This is a genomic window from Streptomyces sp. NPDC023541 (assembly GCF_055559995.1).
On record NZ_JBVHJO010000012.1, the window covers coordinates 1 to 17,834 of the forward strand.

Annotated in this window: 14 protein-coding genes and 3 pseudogenes; 10 read left to right on the plus strand and 7 right to left on the minus strand. The window is 74.1% G+C overall.

The window, feature by feature from the left end:
* Positions 1-109: 109 nt before the first annotated feature.
* A pseudogene (locus ACZ3X1_RS26485) lies at positions 110-524 on the plus strand (hypothetical protein).
* Between the two features lie 143 nt (positions 525-667).
* On the opposite strand, the pseudogene ACZ3X1_RS26490 reads toward ACZ3X1_RS26485, so the two are convergent.
* Positions 668-1,265, minus strand: a pseudogene (locus ACZ3X1_RS26490) (response regulator).
* Positions 1,266-1,351: 86 nt separating this feature from the next.
* Positions 1,352-1,543, minus strand: a complete 192-nt coding sequence (locus tag ACZ3X1_RS26495; RefSeq protein ID WP_390076815.1) for a hypothetical protein — start codon at positions 1,541-1,543, stop codon at positions 1,352-1,354.
* 228 nt (positions 1,544-1,771) lie between these two features.
* Here ACZ3X1_RS26495 and ACZ3X1_RS26500 point away from each other — a divergent pair, with 228 nt between their 5' ends.
* Positions 1,772-2,020 carry a hypothetical protein gene (locus tag ACZ3X1_RS26500; RefSeq protein ID WP_467281327.1) on the plus strand — a complete coding sequence of 83 codons (249 nt, stop codon included), beginning with the start codon at positions 1,772-1,774 and terminating at the stop codon, positions 2,018-2,020.
* Between the two features lie 291 nt (positions 2,021-2,311).
* Here the strand turns inward: ACZ3X1_RS26500 and ACZ3X1_RS26505 are convergent.
* Positions 2,312-3,652: pseudogene (locus ACZ3X1_RS26505) on the minus strand (DUF6777 domain-containing protein); the annotation flags it as partial.
* 57 nt (positions 3,653-3,709) lie between these two features.
* On the opposite strand from ACZ3X1_RS26505, the gene ACZ3X1_RS26510 reads away from it, so the two are divergent.
* The gene (locus ACZ3X1_RS26510) at positions 3,710-5,002 is read left to right on the plus strand and encodes a streptophobe family protein (protein WP_467281190.1); all 1,293 of its coding nucleotides are present in this window, start codon (positions 3,710-3,712) and stop codon (positions 5,000-5,002) included.
* A 50-nt stretch (positions 5,003-5,052) separates the two neighbouring features.
* Here the strand turns inward: ACZ3X1_RS26510 and ACZ3X1_RS26515 are convergent, their stop codons facing one another.
* Together ACZ3X1_RS26515 and ACZ3X1_RS26520 are read right to left on the minus strand one after the other, a co-directional pair.
* On the minus strand, positions 5,053-5,745 hold the full coding sequence (locus tag ACZ3X1_RS26515) for a hypothetical protein (protein ID WP_467281191.1): 693 nt from the start codon (positions 5,743-5,745) through the stop codon (positions 5,053-5,055).
* Between the two features lie 5 nt (positions 5,746-5,750).
* A complete protein-coding gene (locus ACZ3X1_RS26520; RefSeq protein WP_467281192.1) occupies positions 5,751-8,123 on the minus strand; it encodes an FHA domain-containing protein in 2,373 nt (790 codons plus the stop codon).
* Positions 8,124-8,302: 179 nt separating this feature from the next.
* On the opposite strand from ACZ3X1_RS26520, the gene ACZ3X1_RS26525 reads away from it, so the two are divergent.
* From ACZ3X1_RS26525 to ACZ3X1_RS26545, 5 genes are all read left to right on the plus strand, one after another.
* On the plus strand, positions 8,303-9,316 hold the full coding sequence (locus tag ACZ3X1_RS26525; RefSeq protein WP_467281193.1) for a cation diffusion facilitator family transporter: 1,014 nt from the start codon (positions 8,303-8,305) through the stop codon (positions 9,314-9,316).
* A 30-nt stretch (positions 9,317-9,346) separates the two neighbouring features.
* Complete coding sequence (locus ACZ3X1_RS26530; protein WP_467281194.1) at positions 9,347-9,886, plus strand: NUDIX hydrolase; 540 nt, start codon at positions 9,347-9,349, stop codon at positions 9,884-9,886.
* 48 nt (positions 9,887-9,934) lie between these two features.
* Complete coding sequence (locus ACZ3X1_RS26535; protein WP_467281195.1) at positions 9,935-11,185, plus strand: Tm-1-like ATP-binding domain-containing protein; 1,251 nt, start codon at positions 9,935-9,937, stop codon at positions 11,183-11,185.
* A 153-nt stretch (positions 11,186-11,338) separates the two neighbouring features.
* Complete coding sequence (locus tag ACZ3X1_RS26540; RefSeq protein WP_467281196.1) at positions 11,339-12,961, plus strand: serine/threonine-protein kinase; 1,623 nt, start codon at positions 11,339-11,341, stop codon at positions 12,959-12,961.
* Positions 12,958-13,569, plus strand: a complete 612-nt coding sequence (locus ACZ3X1_RS26545) for a hypothetical protein (protein ID WP_467281197.1) — start codon at positions 12,958-12,960, stop codon at positions 13,567-13,569. Before ACZ3X1_RS26540 ends, ACZ3X1_RS26545 begins: the two co-directional genes overlap by 4 nt.
* Here the strand turns inward: ACZ3X1_RS26545 and ACZ3X1_RS26550 are convergent.
* Both ACZ3X1_RS26550 and ACZ3X1_RS26555 read right to left on the minus strand, forming a co-directional pair.
* The gene (locus ACZ3X1_RS26550; protein WP_467281198.1) at positions 13,547-13,873 is read right to left on the minus strand and encodes a DUF6191 domain-containing protein; all 327 of its coding nucleotides are present in this window, start codon (positions 13,871-13,873) and stop codon (positions 13,547-13,549) included. The two genes, ACZ3X1_RS26545 and ACZ3X1_RS26550, sit on opposite strands and share 23 nt — an antisense overlap.
* Before the next feature lie 49 nt (positions 13,874-13,922).
* A complete protein-coding gene (locus tag ACZ3X1_RS26555) occupies positions 13,923-15,212 on the minus strand; it encodes an ATP-binding protein (RefSeq protein WP_467281199.1) in 1,290 nt (429 codons plus the stop codon).
* Positions 15,213-15,374: 162 nt separating this feature from the next.
* On the opposite strand from ACZ3X1_RS26555, the gene ACZ3X1_RS26560 reads away from it, so the two are divergent.
* Positions 15,375-16,829: a hypothetical protein gene (locus ACZ3X1_RS26560; protein ID WP_356812285.1), complete on the plus strand. Its 1,455-nt coding sequence runs from the start codon at positions 15,375-15,377 to the stop codon at positions 16,827-16,829.
* Positions 16,830-16,991: 162 nt separating this feature from the next.
* A complete protein-coding gene (locus ACZ3X1_RS26565; protein ID WP_356812286.1) occupies positions 16,992-17,768 on the plus strand; it encodes a trypsin-like serine peptidase in 777 nt (258 codons plus the stop codon).
* Positions 17,769-17,834 lie beyond the last annotated feature (66 nt).

Consider the following 17,834-nt stretch of genomic DNA (forward strand, 5'->3'; position numbering starts at 1 on the left):
CCAGCCCACGACCGGGCATCAACAAGTTCCCCACCCATGAACTGACCAACGACCGACCTGCCCAACCGTCACGGCAAACACCGTTGCAGTACTAGGCTCGGTTGCGCACATGGGGGGCGCAAGGGAGAAGGAGGCCGAGGTGGCAGAGGTGACCGGGACGGCGCTGGCCGATGCGATGGCCGAACTGGCCGCACTGGAGGACCCGAAGGCACGCGCCGTGAACGAGAAGAGGACACCGCGGCGAGGCTGCTGGCGCTCCTGATGTGCCGCCCGAAGGCGTTCGGGCGTGACGAGTTGGACTCCATGCTCCGCGGGGCGCGTACGCCCAAGGTGCACGACTGGCTCTGGACTACGTGGTGAAGAAGAACCCGCACGCGCGGGAGCTGCGCCTGGCCTGGCTCGCCGACCCGGATCCGGTGGTCGCGAGCGCCGGCTGGGCGCTGCCCCCCGGTTGCACGTCCCCCTTCGCCCCGGCCTGGATCGCCGAGATGGTCCGCCGCCAATCGGCTCCGCCGGTGGCGTGAGACCGGGAACGTCGCCTTTCCGCACGGCGTGACCGGCCCGTCAGTCAAGGGAGTTCACTTCACGCACTTCGGCAATCTCCCTCGGTGCTGGGGGAAAGAGGCGGTACCTGCAACCGGCCCTCGCGGAGGCCGAGTCGGAGCGCTCAGTCCGGTTCGTCCGCGTCGTGGACCAGCAGGGCGATCTGGACGCGTTTGTTGAGGTCGAGGCGGGTCAGGGTCCGGGACACGTGGGTCTTCACCGTCGGCGGTGCCAGTGGAGTTCCCGGGCGGTCTGCGCGTTGGACAGGCCCCGCCCGACCGCCGCCGCCACCTCCCGCTCGCGTTCGGGCAGCAGTGCCGGCCGGGCGCGGGCGGTGGCCGTCCGGGAGTCGTCACCGGTTCCGGCGGCCACCTGGTCGATGAGGCGGCGGGTGACGGCCGGGGAGAGCACCGGACCGTCCGCGGCCACCGTACGGTTCGCCGTCACGATCTCCTGCGGCGGGGTGTCCTTGAGGTGGAACCCGGCCGCGCCGACGCGCAGCGCCCCGCAGGACGTGCTCGCCGGTGTGGAAGGGGGTCAGGACGGCTACTTCCGGGGCTTGCGGCCGCGCCCGGAGCGCCTCGGTGGCGGCCAGGCCGTCGACACGGCGCATCCGGATGTCCATCAGCACCAGGTCGGGTCCGTGCCGCGACCAGCCCCGCCACCTCGGAGCGGTCCGCGGCCTCGGCGACGAGCTCGATGTCCGGGGCGCCGCCCAGCATCAGCCGCAGCCCGGCACGGACGATGGCGTCGTCGTCGACCAGCAGTACCCGGATCACCCTGTCCTCTTCCCCCTCACCCGTCCCGGTCAGGTCTGCCGGGGTAGCCAGGGACGCACCCGGAAACCGCCGTCCGCGGGGAGGGCGGTGAGTTCCCCGCCCGCCAGCCGGGCGCGCTCCGCCGGCCCGGTCAGCCCCTGCCCGCCGCCGGGGCCCGGGCCCGTACCGCCGACCACGGGTGCGGCGTGCTGGGCGGGCGGCCGGGAGTTGCGGACGTCCACCGTCAGCCCTCCCCCGGGCCGCCGGCCACCGCACGGCGACGGCCGCGCCGGACGCAGCCTTCGGACCGATCCGCCGCCCTAAGCGCCGCCCCTCCGGTCGGACCATGGCCTCCCTCCCCACCAACCCGAAGTCCCCGCCGGCAGCCGTGAGGGGCTGCTCAGCTTCGTCCTCGGCGTGGCAGCGGCGCGGCGGGAGACTCGCTGACCCGCCGCGCCCGGACCTGACCGGTGCTCTGCGACCGTTTACCGGTTCCCGCCGTCACCGCCGTTCCCGCCACCGCCGTTCCCGCCGTCACCGCCGTTCCCGCCGTTCCCGCCGTCACCGCCGTTCCCGCCGTCACCGCCGTTCCCGCCGTCACCGCCGTTCCCGCCGTCACCGCCGTTCCCGCCCCCGTCGTCGCGGGGCCGGTCCGTCGGCGGCTCGATGGCCGTACGGGCCGGTTCCGGTTCCGGTTCCGGCTGCGGCGCGACCGGTGACTGCGGAGCCGCAGACCTGGTCGGCAGGGAAGGCGTGCGGTCGGTCGGCGGCGGCGTCCGCGACGGCAGTGAGGGGGTGCGGTCGGTCGGCTGGGGCGAACGCGCCTCAGAGGGTGACGGCGACGGCCTGGGCGAGGGCGATGCCGCCGGGGACCCCGAGGGGGAGCCCGACGGCGACGGAGGTTCCGACGGGGACCCCGAGGGCTGCTTCGACGGAGAAGGCGACGCCGACGGCGTCGGCGAACCCGAGGGGGCCACCGTCGGCGAGGGCGTCGGCGAGGGCCTCGGCGAGACCGACGGGGATCCCGAGGGCGACGCCGACGGCGACTGGGACTGGGAACCCGAGGGCGACTTCGACGGCGACTTCGACGGCGATTCGGAGCCGGAAGGCTTCCCGGACGGGGACTTCGAGGGCGACTTGGACGGCGACTTCGACGGCGACTTCGACGGCGATTCGGAGCCGGAAGGCTTCCCGGACGGGGACTTGGACGGCGGCTTCGAGCCGGTGTGCGAAGGCGACTTCGACGGCGGTCCCGGCGGCTTCGGCCCGGTGTGCGTCGGCGTGATCCACGGGCTCGGCGTGGTCGGCGGCGTCGGGATCACGGGCGGCGGGATCGGCCGGTCGGGCCGCCGCTCCGGGTGGTGACCCTTGTCACGTTCGAACCAGTGCCGGTTCTGGTGGTCGTAGATCACGATCTTCTTCACGGGCTGCACCGCCGGTGCGATGACCACGACCTTCGCCGGCTGGTACGAGGGCCAGGTCTGCCCGTAGCGCTTGGGGGAGGCCTTGAGCGGCACCGGCGGACCGAGCGGGTTCCCGCACGCGCACCGCACCCGCGGCACGCCCCGGTCGTCGACGAGCACGGCCGTTCCGGCCTGCAGGACGGCCTGGTAGCCGGTGACCTTGCCGTTCTGGAAACCGTGGTTCGTGACCCGGGTGTCCATCCGCAGCTGCACCGGAGTGAGCGAGCGCAGGTAAGCGGGAACGGCCGCCTGCTGGATGCCGAGCGTCGCGGCGAAGGCCGCGTTCTTGGCGGGCTCCGCGGCCAGCACCCTGATCTGCTTCTCGACGTCGCAGCTCGCCACGTCCTGGGTGCCCCCGTACACGCCCGGGGCGGCACCGCTGACGCTCCTGGTGCCCGTGGCGGTGCCCTGGGTGGTCGGAGCGGCGCCGGTCCCGCTGGGGGACGGCACCGGGCTCTGCGGTGGCGGGCTCTCCGGTGGCGGTGCGTCCTCCTTCACCACGGTGGACTCGGTGAAGGGATCGGGGCCCGCGGCGGCGGCCGGCTGGAGGAACACCTCGCCCCCGGCGCTGGGGGCACCGCTGGGCCGGGTCAGCACGACCGCCAGGGCCACGACCGCGACCACCGCGACGAGCGCGGTGGCGAGCCGTGGAACGGACCGCCACCAGGGACCCTTGTCCGGTCCCGGACCGCCGGGACCGGCGGAACCGCCGGAACCGGGGGGACCGGCCGGACCGCCGGGCGGCCCGGTCGGCGGCGGGGGCGGCGGTCCCTGCCGCCCGCCCGACAGCGGCCCGGAAGGCGGCCCGGTGGGTCGCTCTGACGACGGCTGCCAGCCGGAGGGATGTGTGCTCACGGGCTCTTCTTCCCAGGAGGAGGGAGTTCCCATCGGACCATTGTGTGCGCCGTCCGGGTGGTGCCCGCAAGCCGGGAGTGCCACGGTTGCATGGTGAGCCAGACGCCGAGACCAGCATCGACCGGGGGCTCCGCGAGGGCTTGGCGCGACGCCCTCGTCACCGTCGTCGCGGGCTTCGCGGCGATGACCGCGGTCGCCGCGGCCGGGCTGGCGTGCGCGGGCATCGGCGACCTTCCGGAAGGGGCGTTCCCGCACGTGCTCGGCGCGGTCGTCGTGATGGCGGCCGGCGGTAGCGTTGAGATGTCCGGTGACGCCGGTCTGCTGGGCGGCGTGGACGCGAACCTGGCGGTGCTCCCGCTCTCGGTGAGCCTGGCGGGCGCCCTCGCGGCCGGCTACTGCTTCCTGCGCCCGCTGCGCAACCGGGCCGTGGCCGGACCCCGCGAACTCGTCGGCCGGGCCGTCCCGTTGGTCGTGCTGTGGCTGCTCGCGCTGGTCGGTGCCGCGCTCCTGGCCCGGCAGGACTTCGGCATCTCCACCGGCGACCCCGCCGTCGCGGTGATCGGTGAACTCCTGGACTCCGCACCGACGGTGGGCTTCCGCGCCGACGTGCCCGCCACGCTCCTGTTCGGACTGCTGTGGATCTTGGGCCTGATGGTGATCGGCCTGCTGGTGTCGCGTCGGGCACCGCTCCCGGCCGGACTGGTCCGCTTCCACACGGCGGTGCGTCCGGCCGCTTTCGCCACGACCCTGCTGCTCTTCACGTACGTCGCCATCGGCGTCGTCGTCGGGCTGGTGGTGGCCGCGGCCCAGGGCAACGCCGGCCGAACGCTCGCCGTGGTCCTGCTCGGTTTGCCGAACCTCGTCTGGATCGCGCTCACCCTGGGCTTCGGCGGATCCTGGGAGGCCCTGGTCGAAGGGGCCTTCGGGCTGCCGATGCCGCAGCTGCTGGACGAGGTGCTGCGCGATGCCGACGGGGCCCCGGTCGACGTGGCGTCGTTGGCGGCGCGCGACCCGCGGGCGTGGTGGCTGGTGGTGGTGGCCGCCGTCCTGCTGCTGGGCACGGGTGTACTGGCGGCCGTGCGGTCCCCCGCGCACGTCCGGCCCTGGCAGCACGCGCTCCATCTCGGCGCGGCCTTCGCCCTGGCCACCCTCGCGGTCTGCCTGCTGTGCCGGATCGAGGCCGCGTACGGGCTGTCCCTCCTGGGCATCGGCGAGGTGGACGCCCTCGGCGGGGAGCTGCTATTGGACCCCGTGCTGTGGCGGACGGTCGGCCTCGGCCTGCTCTGGGGTGCGGTGGCGGGCTTCCTCGGCGGCGTCCTGGCCCGCCGGCTGCACCGCCGCGTGCGGGTGGACGCGCCCGCCTCGACTCAGACCCACGGGTGACCCGCGTCCCTCGGCGGGTGTCGCCCACCTTCCGGCCCTTCCGTGGCCCTTCACTCCGCTTCGGGGTCGTGCGTGTCCACGATCCGGGTCGGGCCGGCATGCCGGTCGTGGGTCGGGCCGGCCTGCCGGTCGTGTCCGCCCGCCTCCGGGCCGACGGGGGGCGCGGCAGGCCCCGCACCGGCCCCGCCGCCGTCCGGTCCGGCCGGCCCCGGCTGGGGCCCGTGGGGGCTCCCCGGCCCTTCGGTCACGGCGTAGGTCGCCAGGCGGGTCCCGTCGCCGTACATCCACCGCCCCGAGGTCTCGTCGTAGAGCCAGACCGACTCGCCGTCGACGACGACGCCCGCCCGCAGCCCCCGCAGGGACCGCCGGAAGGCGTCGCTGTCGGCCCGGCCGGAGGCGAGTTCGTCCACGGCGTGCCGGTAGCGTTCGAGGGCGTCGGCGCCGCGCTCCAGCAGCGGCCTCGGGTCCTCGGCGCGTACCGACGGCCGCTCCCCCGTGGTCGGCGGCGGCTGCGGCACCGCGATGAGCAGCCGCCCGTCGACCCAGGCGCTCCATCCGTTGGCGCAGAGGATCTCCCCCCACTCCCCCCGCCGGGACAGCAGCTGGACGGGCAGGAAGGCGTCCAGGGCGGCGGTCGGCCGGGAGACGTCGGGGGCCTCCCAGGCGGACAGCCCGGGAGGCGGCACCACATGGGTGGGCTGGAAGTCGGCCACGGCGATCCCGGGATCCATCGAGCTGCCCATGAGGCCTACTTCCGCATGATCACGGGCTCGTGCCGGCGCAGCAGCCTCGCGACCAGCACCCCGAAGAGGACGGACAGGACCACCAGCATGCCCAGGTTCAAGAGCCACACCGCGGGGGTGTGGGCGAACAGCGGGTCGTCCGTGAGGGGGCCGGGCACGATCGCGCCGAGGTCGATGGTGCCCGCCATGGCGCCGAGGGCCCAGCGCGAGGGGACCAGCCAGGCCAGCTGCTCGATCACCGGGATACCGTCCAGCTGCAGCAGCGCGCCGCAGAAGACCACCTGCACGATGGCGAGGAGGACCAGCAGCGGCATGGTGACCTCCTCCTTGTGGACCAGTGCGGAGATCAGCAGGCCCAGCATCATGGCGGTGAACGCGAGCAGTGCCACCGCGATGGTGATCTCGACGAGGGGTCCCGTGATCACGCCGTGGCCGCCCGGGGCGCTCAGGTTCACGCCGTAGAGGGCCACCAGGGTCAGCACCACGGCCTGGGCGACGGTGACGGCGCCCAGCACCACGACCTTCGACATCAGGTAGGCGGAGCGGGACAGCCCCACGGCCCGCTCCCGCCGGTAGATGACCCGATCCTTGACCAGTTCGCGCACGGCGTTCGCCGCTCCGGTGAGGACGGCGCCGACGGACAGGATGAGCAGGGCGTTGATCGCGGTTTCCTGGGTGAGCCTGCTGCCGGCCAGGGCGCGGGCCATGGCGCCCATGACGAAGGGCAGCGCGATCATGATGGCGAGGAAGGTCCGGTCCGCGGAGAGCGCGGCCGCGTAGCGCCGGACGAGGGTGGACAGCTGGGAGCCCCAGCTCTGTGCCTTGGGCGGCGGGGCGGCGTACGCGGCCGGGGTGGCCGCTGCCCGGCGCTCACCGCCGTGCCACGGCTGGCGGGCGGCGCCCAGGACGTAGGTGCGGTGGGCCGCCGAGGCGGTGTACTCCCCCGCCCAGTCGCGGCCCGGCTGGTTCTCGAAGGCTTCGAAGGCCTCCGGCCACTGGGCGGCGCCGAAGTAGCCGAGGGTCTCCCCGGGCGGTCCGTAGTACGCGATGCGACCGCCCGGGGCGAGGACCAGCAGCCGGTCGCAGACGTCGAGGCTGAGGACGCTGTGGGTGACGACGATGACCGTGCGGCCGTCGTCGGCGAGCTCGCGCAGCATGTGCATCACCGAGCGGTCCATTCCCGGGTCGAGGCCGGAGGTGGGCTCGTCCAGGAAGAGCAGGGAGGGTTTGGTGAGCAGCTCGAGAGCGACGGACACCCGTTTGCGCTGGCCGCCGGAGAGGCTGTGGATGGGCTGCGCGGCGCGCTCGCGGAGGCCGAGTTCGCCGATCACCTCGTCCACCCGGGCCTGGCGTTCGGCCTTCGCGGTGTCCTGGGGGAAGCGCAGTTCGGCGGCGTAGGTGAGGGCGCGCCGGACGGTGAGCTGGGAGTGCAGGATGTCGTCCTGCGGTACGAGGCCGATGCGGCTGCGCAGTTCGGCGTAGTCGCGGTAGAGGTCGCGGCCGTCGTAGAGGACGGTGCCGCGGTCGGCAGGGCGCAGGCCGGTGAGGGCGCCGAGCAGGGTGGACTTTCCGGCTCCGCTGGGGCCGATGACGGCGAGGAGGCATTTGGCGCCCACCGGGAAGGACACCTCGTCGAGGAGGGTCTTGCGGCCGCGGTCGACGGCGACGGTGAGGCCCTGTACGTCGAGGGTGACCTCGCCTGTGTCCTCGTACTCCTGGAGGCGGTCGCCGACGAGGCAGAAGGCCACGTGGCCGATGCCGACGATGTCGCCCTCGGCGAGGGGGACCGCGCCGGTGACGGGGGCGCCGTTGAGGTAGGTGCCGTTGTGGCTGCCGAGGTCGGCGATCTCGTAGCTGCCGTCGGCGAGGGCCCGCAGCTCGGCGTGCCGGCGCGACACGTCGAGCTCGTCGATGACGAGGTCGTTGTCGGTGGCGCGGCCGATGCGCACGGCGGTACGGGCGGGCAGCGGCAGTACGGCGCTGGGCCGCCGGAAGGTGGTGGTCATCGACGGGTTGGAGACCCGGGCCGGCCCGGCGCCGGGGCTGCTCGGCCCGGGCCGGGGAGCGTTGAGGACGGCCCGGGGGCCGTCCTGCTCGTCGCCGAAGCGCAGTTCGCTGCCGGCGCCGACGATCCACTCGTGGACGCGGTGGCCGTCGGCCCACGTGCCGTTGGTGCTGTCCTCGTCCTCGACCGTCCAGTGGTCGCCGTCGGGGCGCAGGACCGCGTGGTGCCAGGAGACGCGGGCGTCCTCGAAGCAGATCTCGCAGAGCGGGTCCCTGCCCACGTTGTAGGTCCGGCCCGGGCTCAGCTGTGTGGAGCCCGTGTCGGTTTCCAGGACGAGCTCGGGCGCGGTCGGCACACCGGGACGCTGGACCATGAGCAGATTTTCCCACGATCGCGGCGCTCCGGCAGCGACCCGACAGAACCGCAGGTCAGAGGCCTCTTATACGTAATGACAACGGTCCCCGTTGCAGCCTTTGCCCATCTCGCCGGGGTGCGCTTCACTTCACGCGACGGACCCGGACGAACGGGTGCCGCGACGAGACGGGGGATGTCATGAGCGGGCACGACCACGGGCACGACGACCACGGCCACGGCCATGGACCGGGGGGCCACAGCCACGGCGTGGCCGCCGACGCCGACCGCCGCTGGCTGGCCATCGCGCTCGGCCTGATCGGCGGCTTCATGGCCATCGAGGTGGTCATCGGCGTCATGGCCCACTCCCTGGCCCTGATCTCCGACGCCGCCCACATGCTCACGGACGCCGTCTCGATCGTCCTCGCGCTGATCGCGATGCGGCTGGCGGCCCGGCCCGCCCGCGGCGGTTTCACGTACGGCCTCAAGCGGGCGGAGATACTCTCCGCCCAGGCCAACGGCCTGACGCTGCTCCTGCTGGCCGCCTGGCTGGCGTACGAGGCGGTGCGCCGGCTGATGGACCCGCCGCCGGTGGAGGGCGGGCTGGTCCTGGTGACGGCGCTCGCGGGCATCGTCGTCAACGTGGCCGCGGCCTGGTGCATCTCGCGGGCGAACCGGTCCTCGCTGGCGGTCGAGGGCGCCTACCAGCACGTCCTCAACGACCTGTTCGCCTTCATCGGGACGGCCGTCGCCGGCCTGATCGTCATGACGACCGGGTTCCGGCAGGCCGACGCGATCGCCACGCTGGTGGTCGTGGCCTTGATGGTGAAGGCCGGCTACGGGCTCGTCCGCGACTCCGGCCGGATCTTCCTGGAGGCCGCGCCCGCCCACGTGGACCCGGACGCGGTCGGCGACCGGCTCGTCGGGCATCCCCCGGTCACCGAGGTCCACGACCTGCACATCTGGACGATCACCTCGGGCCAGGCGGCGCTGTCCGCGCACGTGCTCGTCGAGCCGGCGGGCGACTGCCACGCCGTACGCCGGGAGCTGGAGCGGCTGCTGGACAAGGAGTACGGCATCACGCACACCACCCTCCAGGTGGACCACGCGCAGGACTCCCTCCTCTCGGTCGGCCGGCGGGGCGAGGCCTCGTACGACCCGCACTGCGCGGACGCGCACGGTCCGGTCCACCTCCAGGGCCCGCACGATCACTGACCGGCGCCGGTACGGGGCATGTATGGGCCCATGACGTACAAGCGCAGCGCCGGACTGCTCCTCTTCCGGCGGACGGGGACCGGCTCGCGGCCGGAGCCCGGGGACGGTGACGGGGACGTGGCCGAGGTCGGGACCGAGGTCGGGACCGAGGTCGGGGTCGAGGTCCTGCTCGGGCACATGGGCGGCCCGTTGTGGTCGGGGCGGACGTCCGGTGACTGGGCCATCCCCAAGGGCGAGTACGGGCCGGAGGAGACCCCGCGCGACGCGGCCCGCCGGGAGTTCACCGAGGAGATCGGGCTGCCGCCGCCGGACGGCGAGTACCTCCCGCTGGGCGAGGTGCGGCTGTCCAGCGGGAAGCTGGTGACCATCTGGGCGGTGGAGGCGGACCTCGATCCGGCGCTCATGGTGCCGGGGACCTTCACCATGGAGTGGCCCCCGCACTCCGGGAACGTGCAGGAGTTCCCGGAGCTGGACCAGGTGGCCTGGTGCACTCCGGAGATGGCCCAGAGCATGCTGATTCCCTCGCAACTCCCTTTCCTGGAGCGCCTGTTGGTGCTGCTGAAGGCTTGACCAGAGCTCGTACTTGCCAACACCCCCACGTGCCTGGACATTGCACATATGACGAACGTCGTGCTGGTGGGAACCCTGGACACCAAGGGTGTGGAGTACGGCTGGCTGCGCGAGAGGCTGCTGCGGGCCGGAGTCGAAGTGGTACTGGTCGACACAGGAATCATGGGCGAACCCCGGGTGGCCGCGGACGTGCCGCGCGCCGCGGTGGCCCGGGCCGCGGGAACCGAACTGTCCCTCCTGCGATCGGCCGCCGACCGGGGCGCGGCCGTGGCCACGATGGCCCGGGGCGCCGAGGCGACCCTGTTGCGCCTGCACGCCGAGGGCCGGCTGCACGGGGTGCTCGCGATCGGGGGCAGCGGCGGCACCTCCATCGCCACCCGAGCGATGCGCGCCCTGCCGTTGGGCGTCCCAAAACTGATGGTCTCGTCCATGGCGTCCGGGGACACCGCCCCGTACGTGGGCTCCTCGGACATCACGATGATGTACAGCGTGGTGGACATCGCGGGGATCAACAGTGTCTCCGCGCCGATCCTGGCCAACGCCGTGGCGGCCGTCGCCGGGATGGCCGCATCCTTCGCCCGCGCCGGGACGGACCGCCCGCCCCGGCTGGGGGCGGGCCCCCATCCGCTGGTGGCGGCGAGCATGGCGGGCGTGACCACGTCCGGCGTGGACGCGGCGCGTGAGCGGCTGACCGAGCTGGGCTATGAGGTGCTGGTCTTCCACGTCAGCGGCACCGGTGGCCGGACCCTGGAGACGCTGGCCGGCGAGGGCGTGTTCGCCGGGGTCCTCGACCTCACCCTCAGCGAGCTGGCCGACGACCTGTGCGGGGGGATCCTGACCGCGGGGCCCGACCGGCTCAGCGCGGCCGGGCGGGCCGGTGTGCCGCAGGTGGTGAGCCTGGGCGCGCTGGACATGGTGAAGTTCGGCCCGCTGGAGTCCCTGCCCCAGCGGGTCCTGGACCGGGGCGTCCACGTCCACAACCCGTCGATCACGGTGATCCGCACGAGCCGGGCCGAGTGCGCGGAACTCGGCCGCCGGGTGGCCGCCAAGCTCCGTGCGGCGACCGGGCCCACGGCCGTCTGCGTCCCGCTCCGCGGACTGTCCACACTGGGCGCGCCGGGCGGCCCGTACCATGACCCCCGCGCGGACCGGGCGCTGTTCTCGGCGCTGCGCGAGGGCTTGCGGGGCAGCGCCGCGCGGCTCTACGACTACGACACGCACATCAACGACCCGGCCTTCGGGCGGGCGGCCGCCGACCGGCTGCACGCCATGATCGGCACGGTGTCGGCCGCGGCCTGAGACACCGGCCGCGGTCGGGAACCGGCCGTGGCTCGAACCACGTCCCATGGGGAGTCCGGTACGGGGCGGGCCGGTGAGCAGCCGGTCCCGTACCGGCCGCTGACATGGGCGGTTCGGCGCTACACGGCAGGCAGCAGGCAGGGGGCAGGAACGATGAACGACACTCGGGCGGCATGGTCGGTCCCCGGTTACACGGAGGTCCGCGAGCTCGGCTCGGGCGGCAGTGGCCGGGTGGTGCTCGCCGTCCACGACGCCACGGGCACGGCGGTCGCGGTGAAGTACCTCAGCGACCGTCTGCGCGAGGACCCGGCCTTCGTCGGGGAGTTCCGGGCCGAGGCCAGGCTCCTGGGCGGGCTGGAGTCCCCCTACGTGGTGCGCCTGTACGAGTACGTGGAGGCGCCCGGCGGCGCGGCCATCGTGATGGAGCTGGTGGACGGCATCTCCCTGCGCTCGCTGCTGAAGCAGTCCGGGCGGGCGGACGCCGAGGCGGCGCTGGTGGTCCTCAAGGGGTCGCTGCTCGGGCTGGCGTCGGCGCACCGGGCGGGCGTCGTCCACCGGGACTACAAGCCGGAGAACGTACTGGTCGCGGCCGACGGCTCGTCGAAGCTCGTGGACTTCGGGATCGCGGCGAACCGCGGCTCCACGCCCGGTGTCGCCGGCACGCCCGCCTACATGGCGCCCGAGCAGTGGCAGGGCCGGCCGGCGTCGCCCGCCGCCGACGTGTACGCGGCGACGGCGACCTTCTTCGAGTGCCTCACCGGGCGCAAGCCTTACGACGGGGAGAACTTCGCCGAACTCGCGGTGCAGCACATCGAGGCGCCGGTGCCGGAGACCGAGGCCCCGGAACCCGTGCGTCCGCTGATCCGGCGCGGCCTCGCCAAGGCACCCGAGCAGCGGCCCGAGAACGCCGAGGCGTTCGTGGCCGAGCTGGAGGACGTGGCGCTGGCCGCGTACGGCCCCGAGTGGGAGGAGCGCGGGCAGCGCAAGCTGGCGGCGCTGGCCGCGCTGCTGCCGCTGCTGTTCCCCTCTGCGGGGGCGCCCGCGGCGGGCACCACCGCGGTGGCGACGACGAAGCTGGACGGCGGGTCGGGCTGGGCTCCCGGCAAGCGCGGCTGGATCGCGGCGGGGGCGGCGCTGGTCCTGGGGGCGGTGCTGGTGTTCACGACGGACGCCATCGGGGCGGCCCCGGGCGGGGCCTCGGCGCTCAGCGCCTTCGCCACGACGAGCGCGGCCCCTCCCGGGCCCGCGTCACCGACTCCCGGTGCGTCGGCTTCCGCTTCGCCGTCGGCGAGCCCGAGCGCCTCGGCCTCGCCGAGCCCCACGCCGTCCGCGTCCGCCTCGGCTTCGGCGTCGGCGTCGGCCTGGCCGTCGCTGTCGCCGAGCCCCACCCCGAGTCCGACGGTGAGCGGGCCTGCGACGCCGACACCCACTCCGACGCCCACGCCGGCCCTGCGGGTCACGAACGTCGCGGTGTCCCTCAAGACCGGCGTGTACCGGGGGGACGCGTCCGTCACCGTCTCCTCCCAGGGCACCGGGCCGGTGACCGTGGTGGTGGAGTGGTTCCTGGGCGGAGCGCAGGGCTCGTTGTCCGTCCCCGACGGCACTGATTCGTTCACGGTCCAGGCCGGTTCGACCGTCACCACGAACAGGGTGCACACCTTCAGCCGTGACCGCGGCTGCTACGGCGGCGTCCGGGTGACCACCAAGCCGGCCGCCGGCAACAAGTCCGCGTCGGCCTCGCAGTACTTGCCGCGCTGCGTGGAGGTACCACGATGACCGATTCCCGCGCCCCCGAGGGCGACGACTACAGCGCGACCGTCCTCGGGAGCCACTGGTTCAGCGGACCGCCCGCGCCGCCGCAGGCGGTGGCACCCGACCGCGTCGAGGGGTCCGTGCTCCGGTTCGGACCCGGCGTCACCGCCGCCATGCCGGCGCCGTTCCCGCTGGACGCGGCCGTGGCCGTGGCCGCCGCGCCCCGGCGGCGGCGGGGCGCCGGGCTGCGCCGGTACACGCTCGCCGCGGTCGTGCTGGCGGCGGTCCTCGCCTACCTCGGATGGCAGCGGTTCGGGCCCGGGATCGAGGTCCGCGACGTGGCCGTGACCACCGATCCGGCCGGGCCCGCGTGCGACGCGACGGCCGACGTGGTGGCCGCCGTGGGCACCAACGGGCGGCCCGGGACGCTCACCTACCGCTGGGTCCGCAGCGACGGCACGAAGTCCGAGGAGCTGACCGAGCGGGTGCCGCGCGGGCAGCGCGAGGCCCGGCTGCACCTGCTGTGGACCTTCCAGGGCACGGGGAGCTACTCGGCGAAGGCGGAGCTCCAGCTGCTGTCGCCCGGACAGCGCACGGCCGCGGTGGAGTTCACGTACCGCTGTACCCCGTAGCGGGCATCCGGATGACGGCGAGACCGCCGTCGAGGTCCACGCGGGAGTGCGGCGGCGCGCCGTCCTCCTCGTCGTCGCGCAGGACGAGGGCGCTCCGGCGCTCCTTCAGTTCGTTCTGCTTGCCCGGCGAGAAACTGGCGTGCAGCTGCTCGAAGCCCGTGGAGGAGATCTGCCCCTGACGCCCGTTCCACCGCCAGGGGAGCAGGCCGGCCCGCCCGGCCCGCACCAGAGCGAGGTCGAGGAAGGCCATCGCGGTGAGCAGGATGGCCAGCCCCGGAAGGGTCATGAAGACGACGAAGCCCATGGCGTGACCGTAACCGACCGGTCCGGTCGGGGCCATGCCCGCACGGGGTTCAGAACCGGGCGTGCGCGGTGATGTCGGCCTCGAACTCGCCCGTCATCGCCGGGGTCACGGTCGGCCGGCACTGCCGGACGGCCTCCAGGTAGTCGCCGGTGGTCGCGCCGAGCTGTGCGGCCGCCGCGCCGCGCGCGCCCACCGCCTCCAGGTCCCGTTCGAAGGACACCTGCGCCGCGATCCGCGCCGCGTGCTCGATGTCGGCGGGCGTGAACAGCTCCGTCGCCTCGACCAGGGCGCTGACGTCGACGTCGGCGCGCCCCGCCGTGTAGCGGGCCCAGATCGCGGCGCGCGCCCCGGCGTCCGGGGTGCCGATCGGGATGAGGTAGTCGAAGCGCCCCGGGCGTAGGAAGGCCGGGTCGAGGGAGCGGATGGAGTTGGTGGCGCAGACGAGGAGCCGTTCGTCGCCCTCCCGGAAGCCCGGTATCAGTTTGAGCAGCTCGTTCGTCACGCCGTGGATCCCGCCGGGCTGTGCGGGCTCGGTCCGCACCGGCGCGATCTCCTCCACCTCGTCGATGAAGACGAGTACGCGCTCCAGTTCCGCGATCCGGGCGAAGGCGTCGCGCAGGGCGGCGGCCAGGTTGCCCTCGTCGGCGAGGCGCGAGGGCAGCAGTTCGACGAAGGGCCAGCCGAGCCGGGAGGCGATGGCCCGCGCGAAGGTGGTCTTGCCGGTGCCGGGCGGGCCGAAGAGGGTGATGGCGCGCGGCGGGCGGACTCCGTGCGAAGCAGCCCGTTCGGGCTCGGCGAGCGGCAGCACCACGCGCCGCTCGATGAGGTCCTTCTCCTTCTCCATGCCGGCGACCTTGGACCACAGGCCGTTCGGCAGGAAGCGGCCGCCGAGGTCGTCGAGGAGGCCGGCGGCCGGTCCGTGGAGCGGCTCGGTCTTCTCGAAGTAGGCGACGGCGGGCTGGCGGGTGTAGCCGGCGTTGAGGAGGCCTTCGCCGAGCAGGTCCTCCTCGGGCAGGACGTAGGCGATGCGTCCGACGCGGGCTGCGATGAGCCGCCGTTCCAGCTCGACGAGCAGGGCGCTGGCCAGGCCCCGGCCGCGCCAGCCGGCGGCGATGGCGATGCGCATGACCCAGGCGCGCTCCCCGGTGACGCAGGCGAGGGCCGCGCCGATGGGGACGCCCTGGTGGACGGCGACCACGCAGGGCTGCCGGCCGGTCAGTGCGCTGATGCACTCGGCGAGCGAGAAGACGGACTCCTGGCCGAGTTCGGCCGTGGTGTCGATCAGGTGGACCACCGCTGCGAGATCGCTCTCGCGGTAGTCGTGGATGAGCCAGTTCACCGGGTACCGCCCCTCGTTCGTGCTCCTTGCGGCCGAGGCTAGGGGCGGGCGGGCCCGGCGCTCTCGCTCCGCGATGCACAACAGGCCGTCCGGAAACCCTCCGTGGCGTCCATAGACTGGTAGCTTCCGCCCGAACGCCCGAGCGAGGATCCCAGCACCTTCATGCGTTGCCACATACCCGCGGCCCGACGCGGGCCCCTCCTCTGCCTGATCCCCTTCCTCTGGACCCTGGCGTTCGGTCTGTGGGGGCTCTCCCGGCAGGACAGCGTGTGGCGGGACGAGGCGGCGACCTGGCAGGTGGCCGGCCGGCCGGCGGGCGAGATCTGGCGGATGCTCGGGAACGTCGACGCCGTCCACGGCCTCTACTACCTGCTGATGCACGGCCTGTTCGAGGTCTTCGGTGCGAGTACGACGACGCTGCGGCTGCCGTCCGTGCTGGCGATCGCGGCCGCCGCGGTGTGCGTGGCGGTGATCGGGCGTCGTCTGGCCGGCTTCTGGGCGGGGCTCGGCGGCGGCCTGGCGCTCGGGCTGCTGCCGGCCGTGCAGTTCTACCTCCAAGAGGGCCGGCCGTACGCGCTGGTCGCGGCGGGGGCCGGGCTGTCGGCCCTGCTGCTGGTGTCGCTCCTGGGCGGCCGGCCCGGCCGGCGGGCGTGGCCGCGCTGGACAGCGTACGGGGCGGTCGTGCTGGTGTGCGCGCTGCTGAACTGGCTGTCGCTGCTGATGCTGCCCGCGCACGCGGCGACCCTGTGGTGGGTGCGTGCGGGCCGCGGTGTGTGGCTGCGCTGGGCGGCGTACGGCTCCGCGGCGGTCGCGGGGGCACTGCCGCTGGTCCTGTTCAGCCGGGGCCAGTCCGACCAGGTGTCCTGGATACCGCCGCTCACCTGGCACATGCTGATCGGGCCGGGGATCCTGCTGGCGATCGGCGCGCTCGGGGCGTGGGCGGACCGGCCGGACCGGTCGCGGCTCTCGGCGGCGGCGGTGGGGCTGCCGCTGCTGGCGGTGCCTCAGCTCGGCCTGGTCGGGCTGTCGCTCGTCCAGCCGCTGTTCCTGGACCGGTACGTGCTGTTCAGCATGGTGGGTCTGGCCCTGCTGATCGGCGCGGCCCTGGGTGCTGCCGTACGGGCCTGCGCGCCCCGGTTCCCGAAGGCGTCGGCCCTGCTGGTGCCGGGGGTGGTCGGGGTCTCGGTGCTGGCCCTGCTGCCGGTGCAGCTGGGCAAGCGGGCACCGGCCAGCCGGGTCGACGACGTGCTGGCGGTGGCCGGCGAGGTGGCCGCGCTGAAGCGGGACGGGGACGCCGTGCTGTTCGTGCCGGCCGCGCGCCGGGACACGGCGCTGGTCTCCCCGGACGCCTTCACGGGCCTGACGGACCTGGCTCTGGCCGAGAGCCCGGTGGCCTCGGCCACGCTCAAGGGCGAGGAGGCGCAGCCGGCGCGGATCCGGGAAGCGCTGCTTGAGCAGCGGCGGGTGCTGCTGGTGACGGACTCGGCGAAGGTCGCGAAGGTACCGTCGGCGGAGCGGGACAAGGCCAAGGCGGCCGTGCTGCGGGAGCGGTTCGCCGTGGTCGAGGACCGGCAGGTGCGGGGGCGGCGCGTGACGGTGTACGAGCGCCGCGACTGATCCCCCGGCGGTGCGCGGCAGGGCGTCTCGTCCCGGGCTGTGTCGTTCGGAACCGTCTCGTCCGGTCATGGCCCGGGTTTCACGGCGTGTTCACGGGATTCACAGGGGATTCATACGGAACTCCGCCCTCCGGTCATAGGTTCGGCGGGCAGGGTGGAATTCATGATCCCCGACGTGCTCCCCCGAACGGCCCGGCGCTCCCGTGCGCGGCGGGCATCACGGATCCTGCTCGCGCTGACCGCGATGGCCGCGCTGATGGGCGTGGACCTGCCCGATGCCGCCTCCGGTCCGCCGCTCGGCGTCACCGCGTGGGCCCGGCCCGGCGCCGAGGCCGACCGGGTGGGCGCGCTCTTCGCGGACGGCCTCGACGGCGGGCACTTCTGCACCGCCGCGGTGGTGCGCAGCGACGACCGCGACGTGATCGCCACTGCGGCCCACTGCCTGGAGGAAACGGACACCACCGTCTTCGCGCCGGGATACCGGGACGGGGACGCCCCGTACGGGCTGTGGAAGATCACCGGCGTGTTCGTGGCGCCCGCGTGGACCGCCGGGCAGGACCCGGACGCCGACATCGCCTTCGCGACGGTGGCCCCGGCGGACGGCGGGCAGACCCGTCGCGTCGAGGACCTCGTGGGCGGCTTCCCCGTGGCCGCCGAGCAGCCCGCCGGGGCCAGGGTGACGGTCATCGGCTACCCGAGGACGATGGATGCCCCGCTGCGCTGCGCCAACGGCACGGACCTGCTCTCCCCGACCCAGCGCCGCATCGGCTGCCCCGACCTCAGCGGCGGCACCAGCGGCAGCCCATGGCTGGTGGACGGCGCGCTGGCCGGGGTGCTCGGGGGTTTCGAGGGCGGCGGGACCGTGCCGGAGATCTCGTACAGCGCGGTGATGGGAGACCGGGCTGAGGAGCTGTACCGGGAGGCCGCCGTCGACGGCTGACGGCCGATGCCGGCGGCCGGTGTCTGGTGCCCGGCGTCTGGTGTCCGCTGTCGGCGGTCCCGGCAG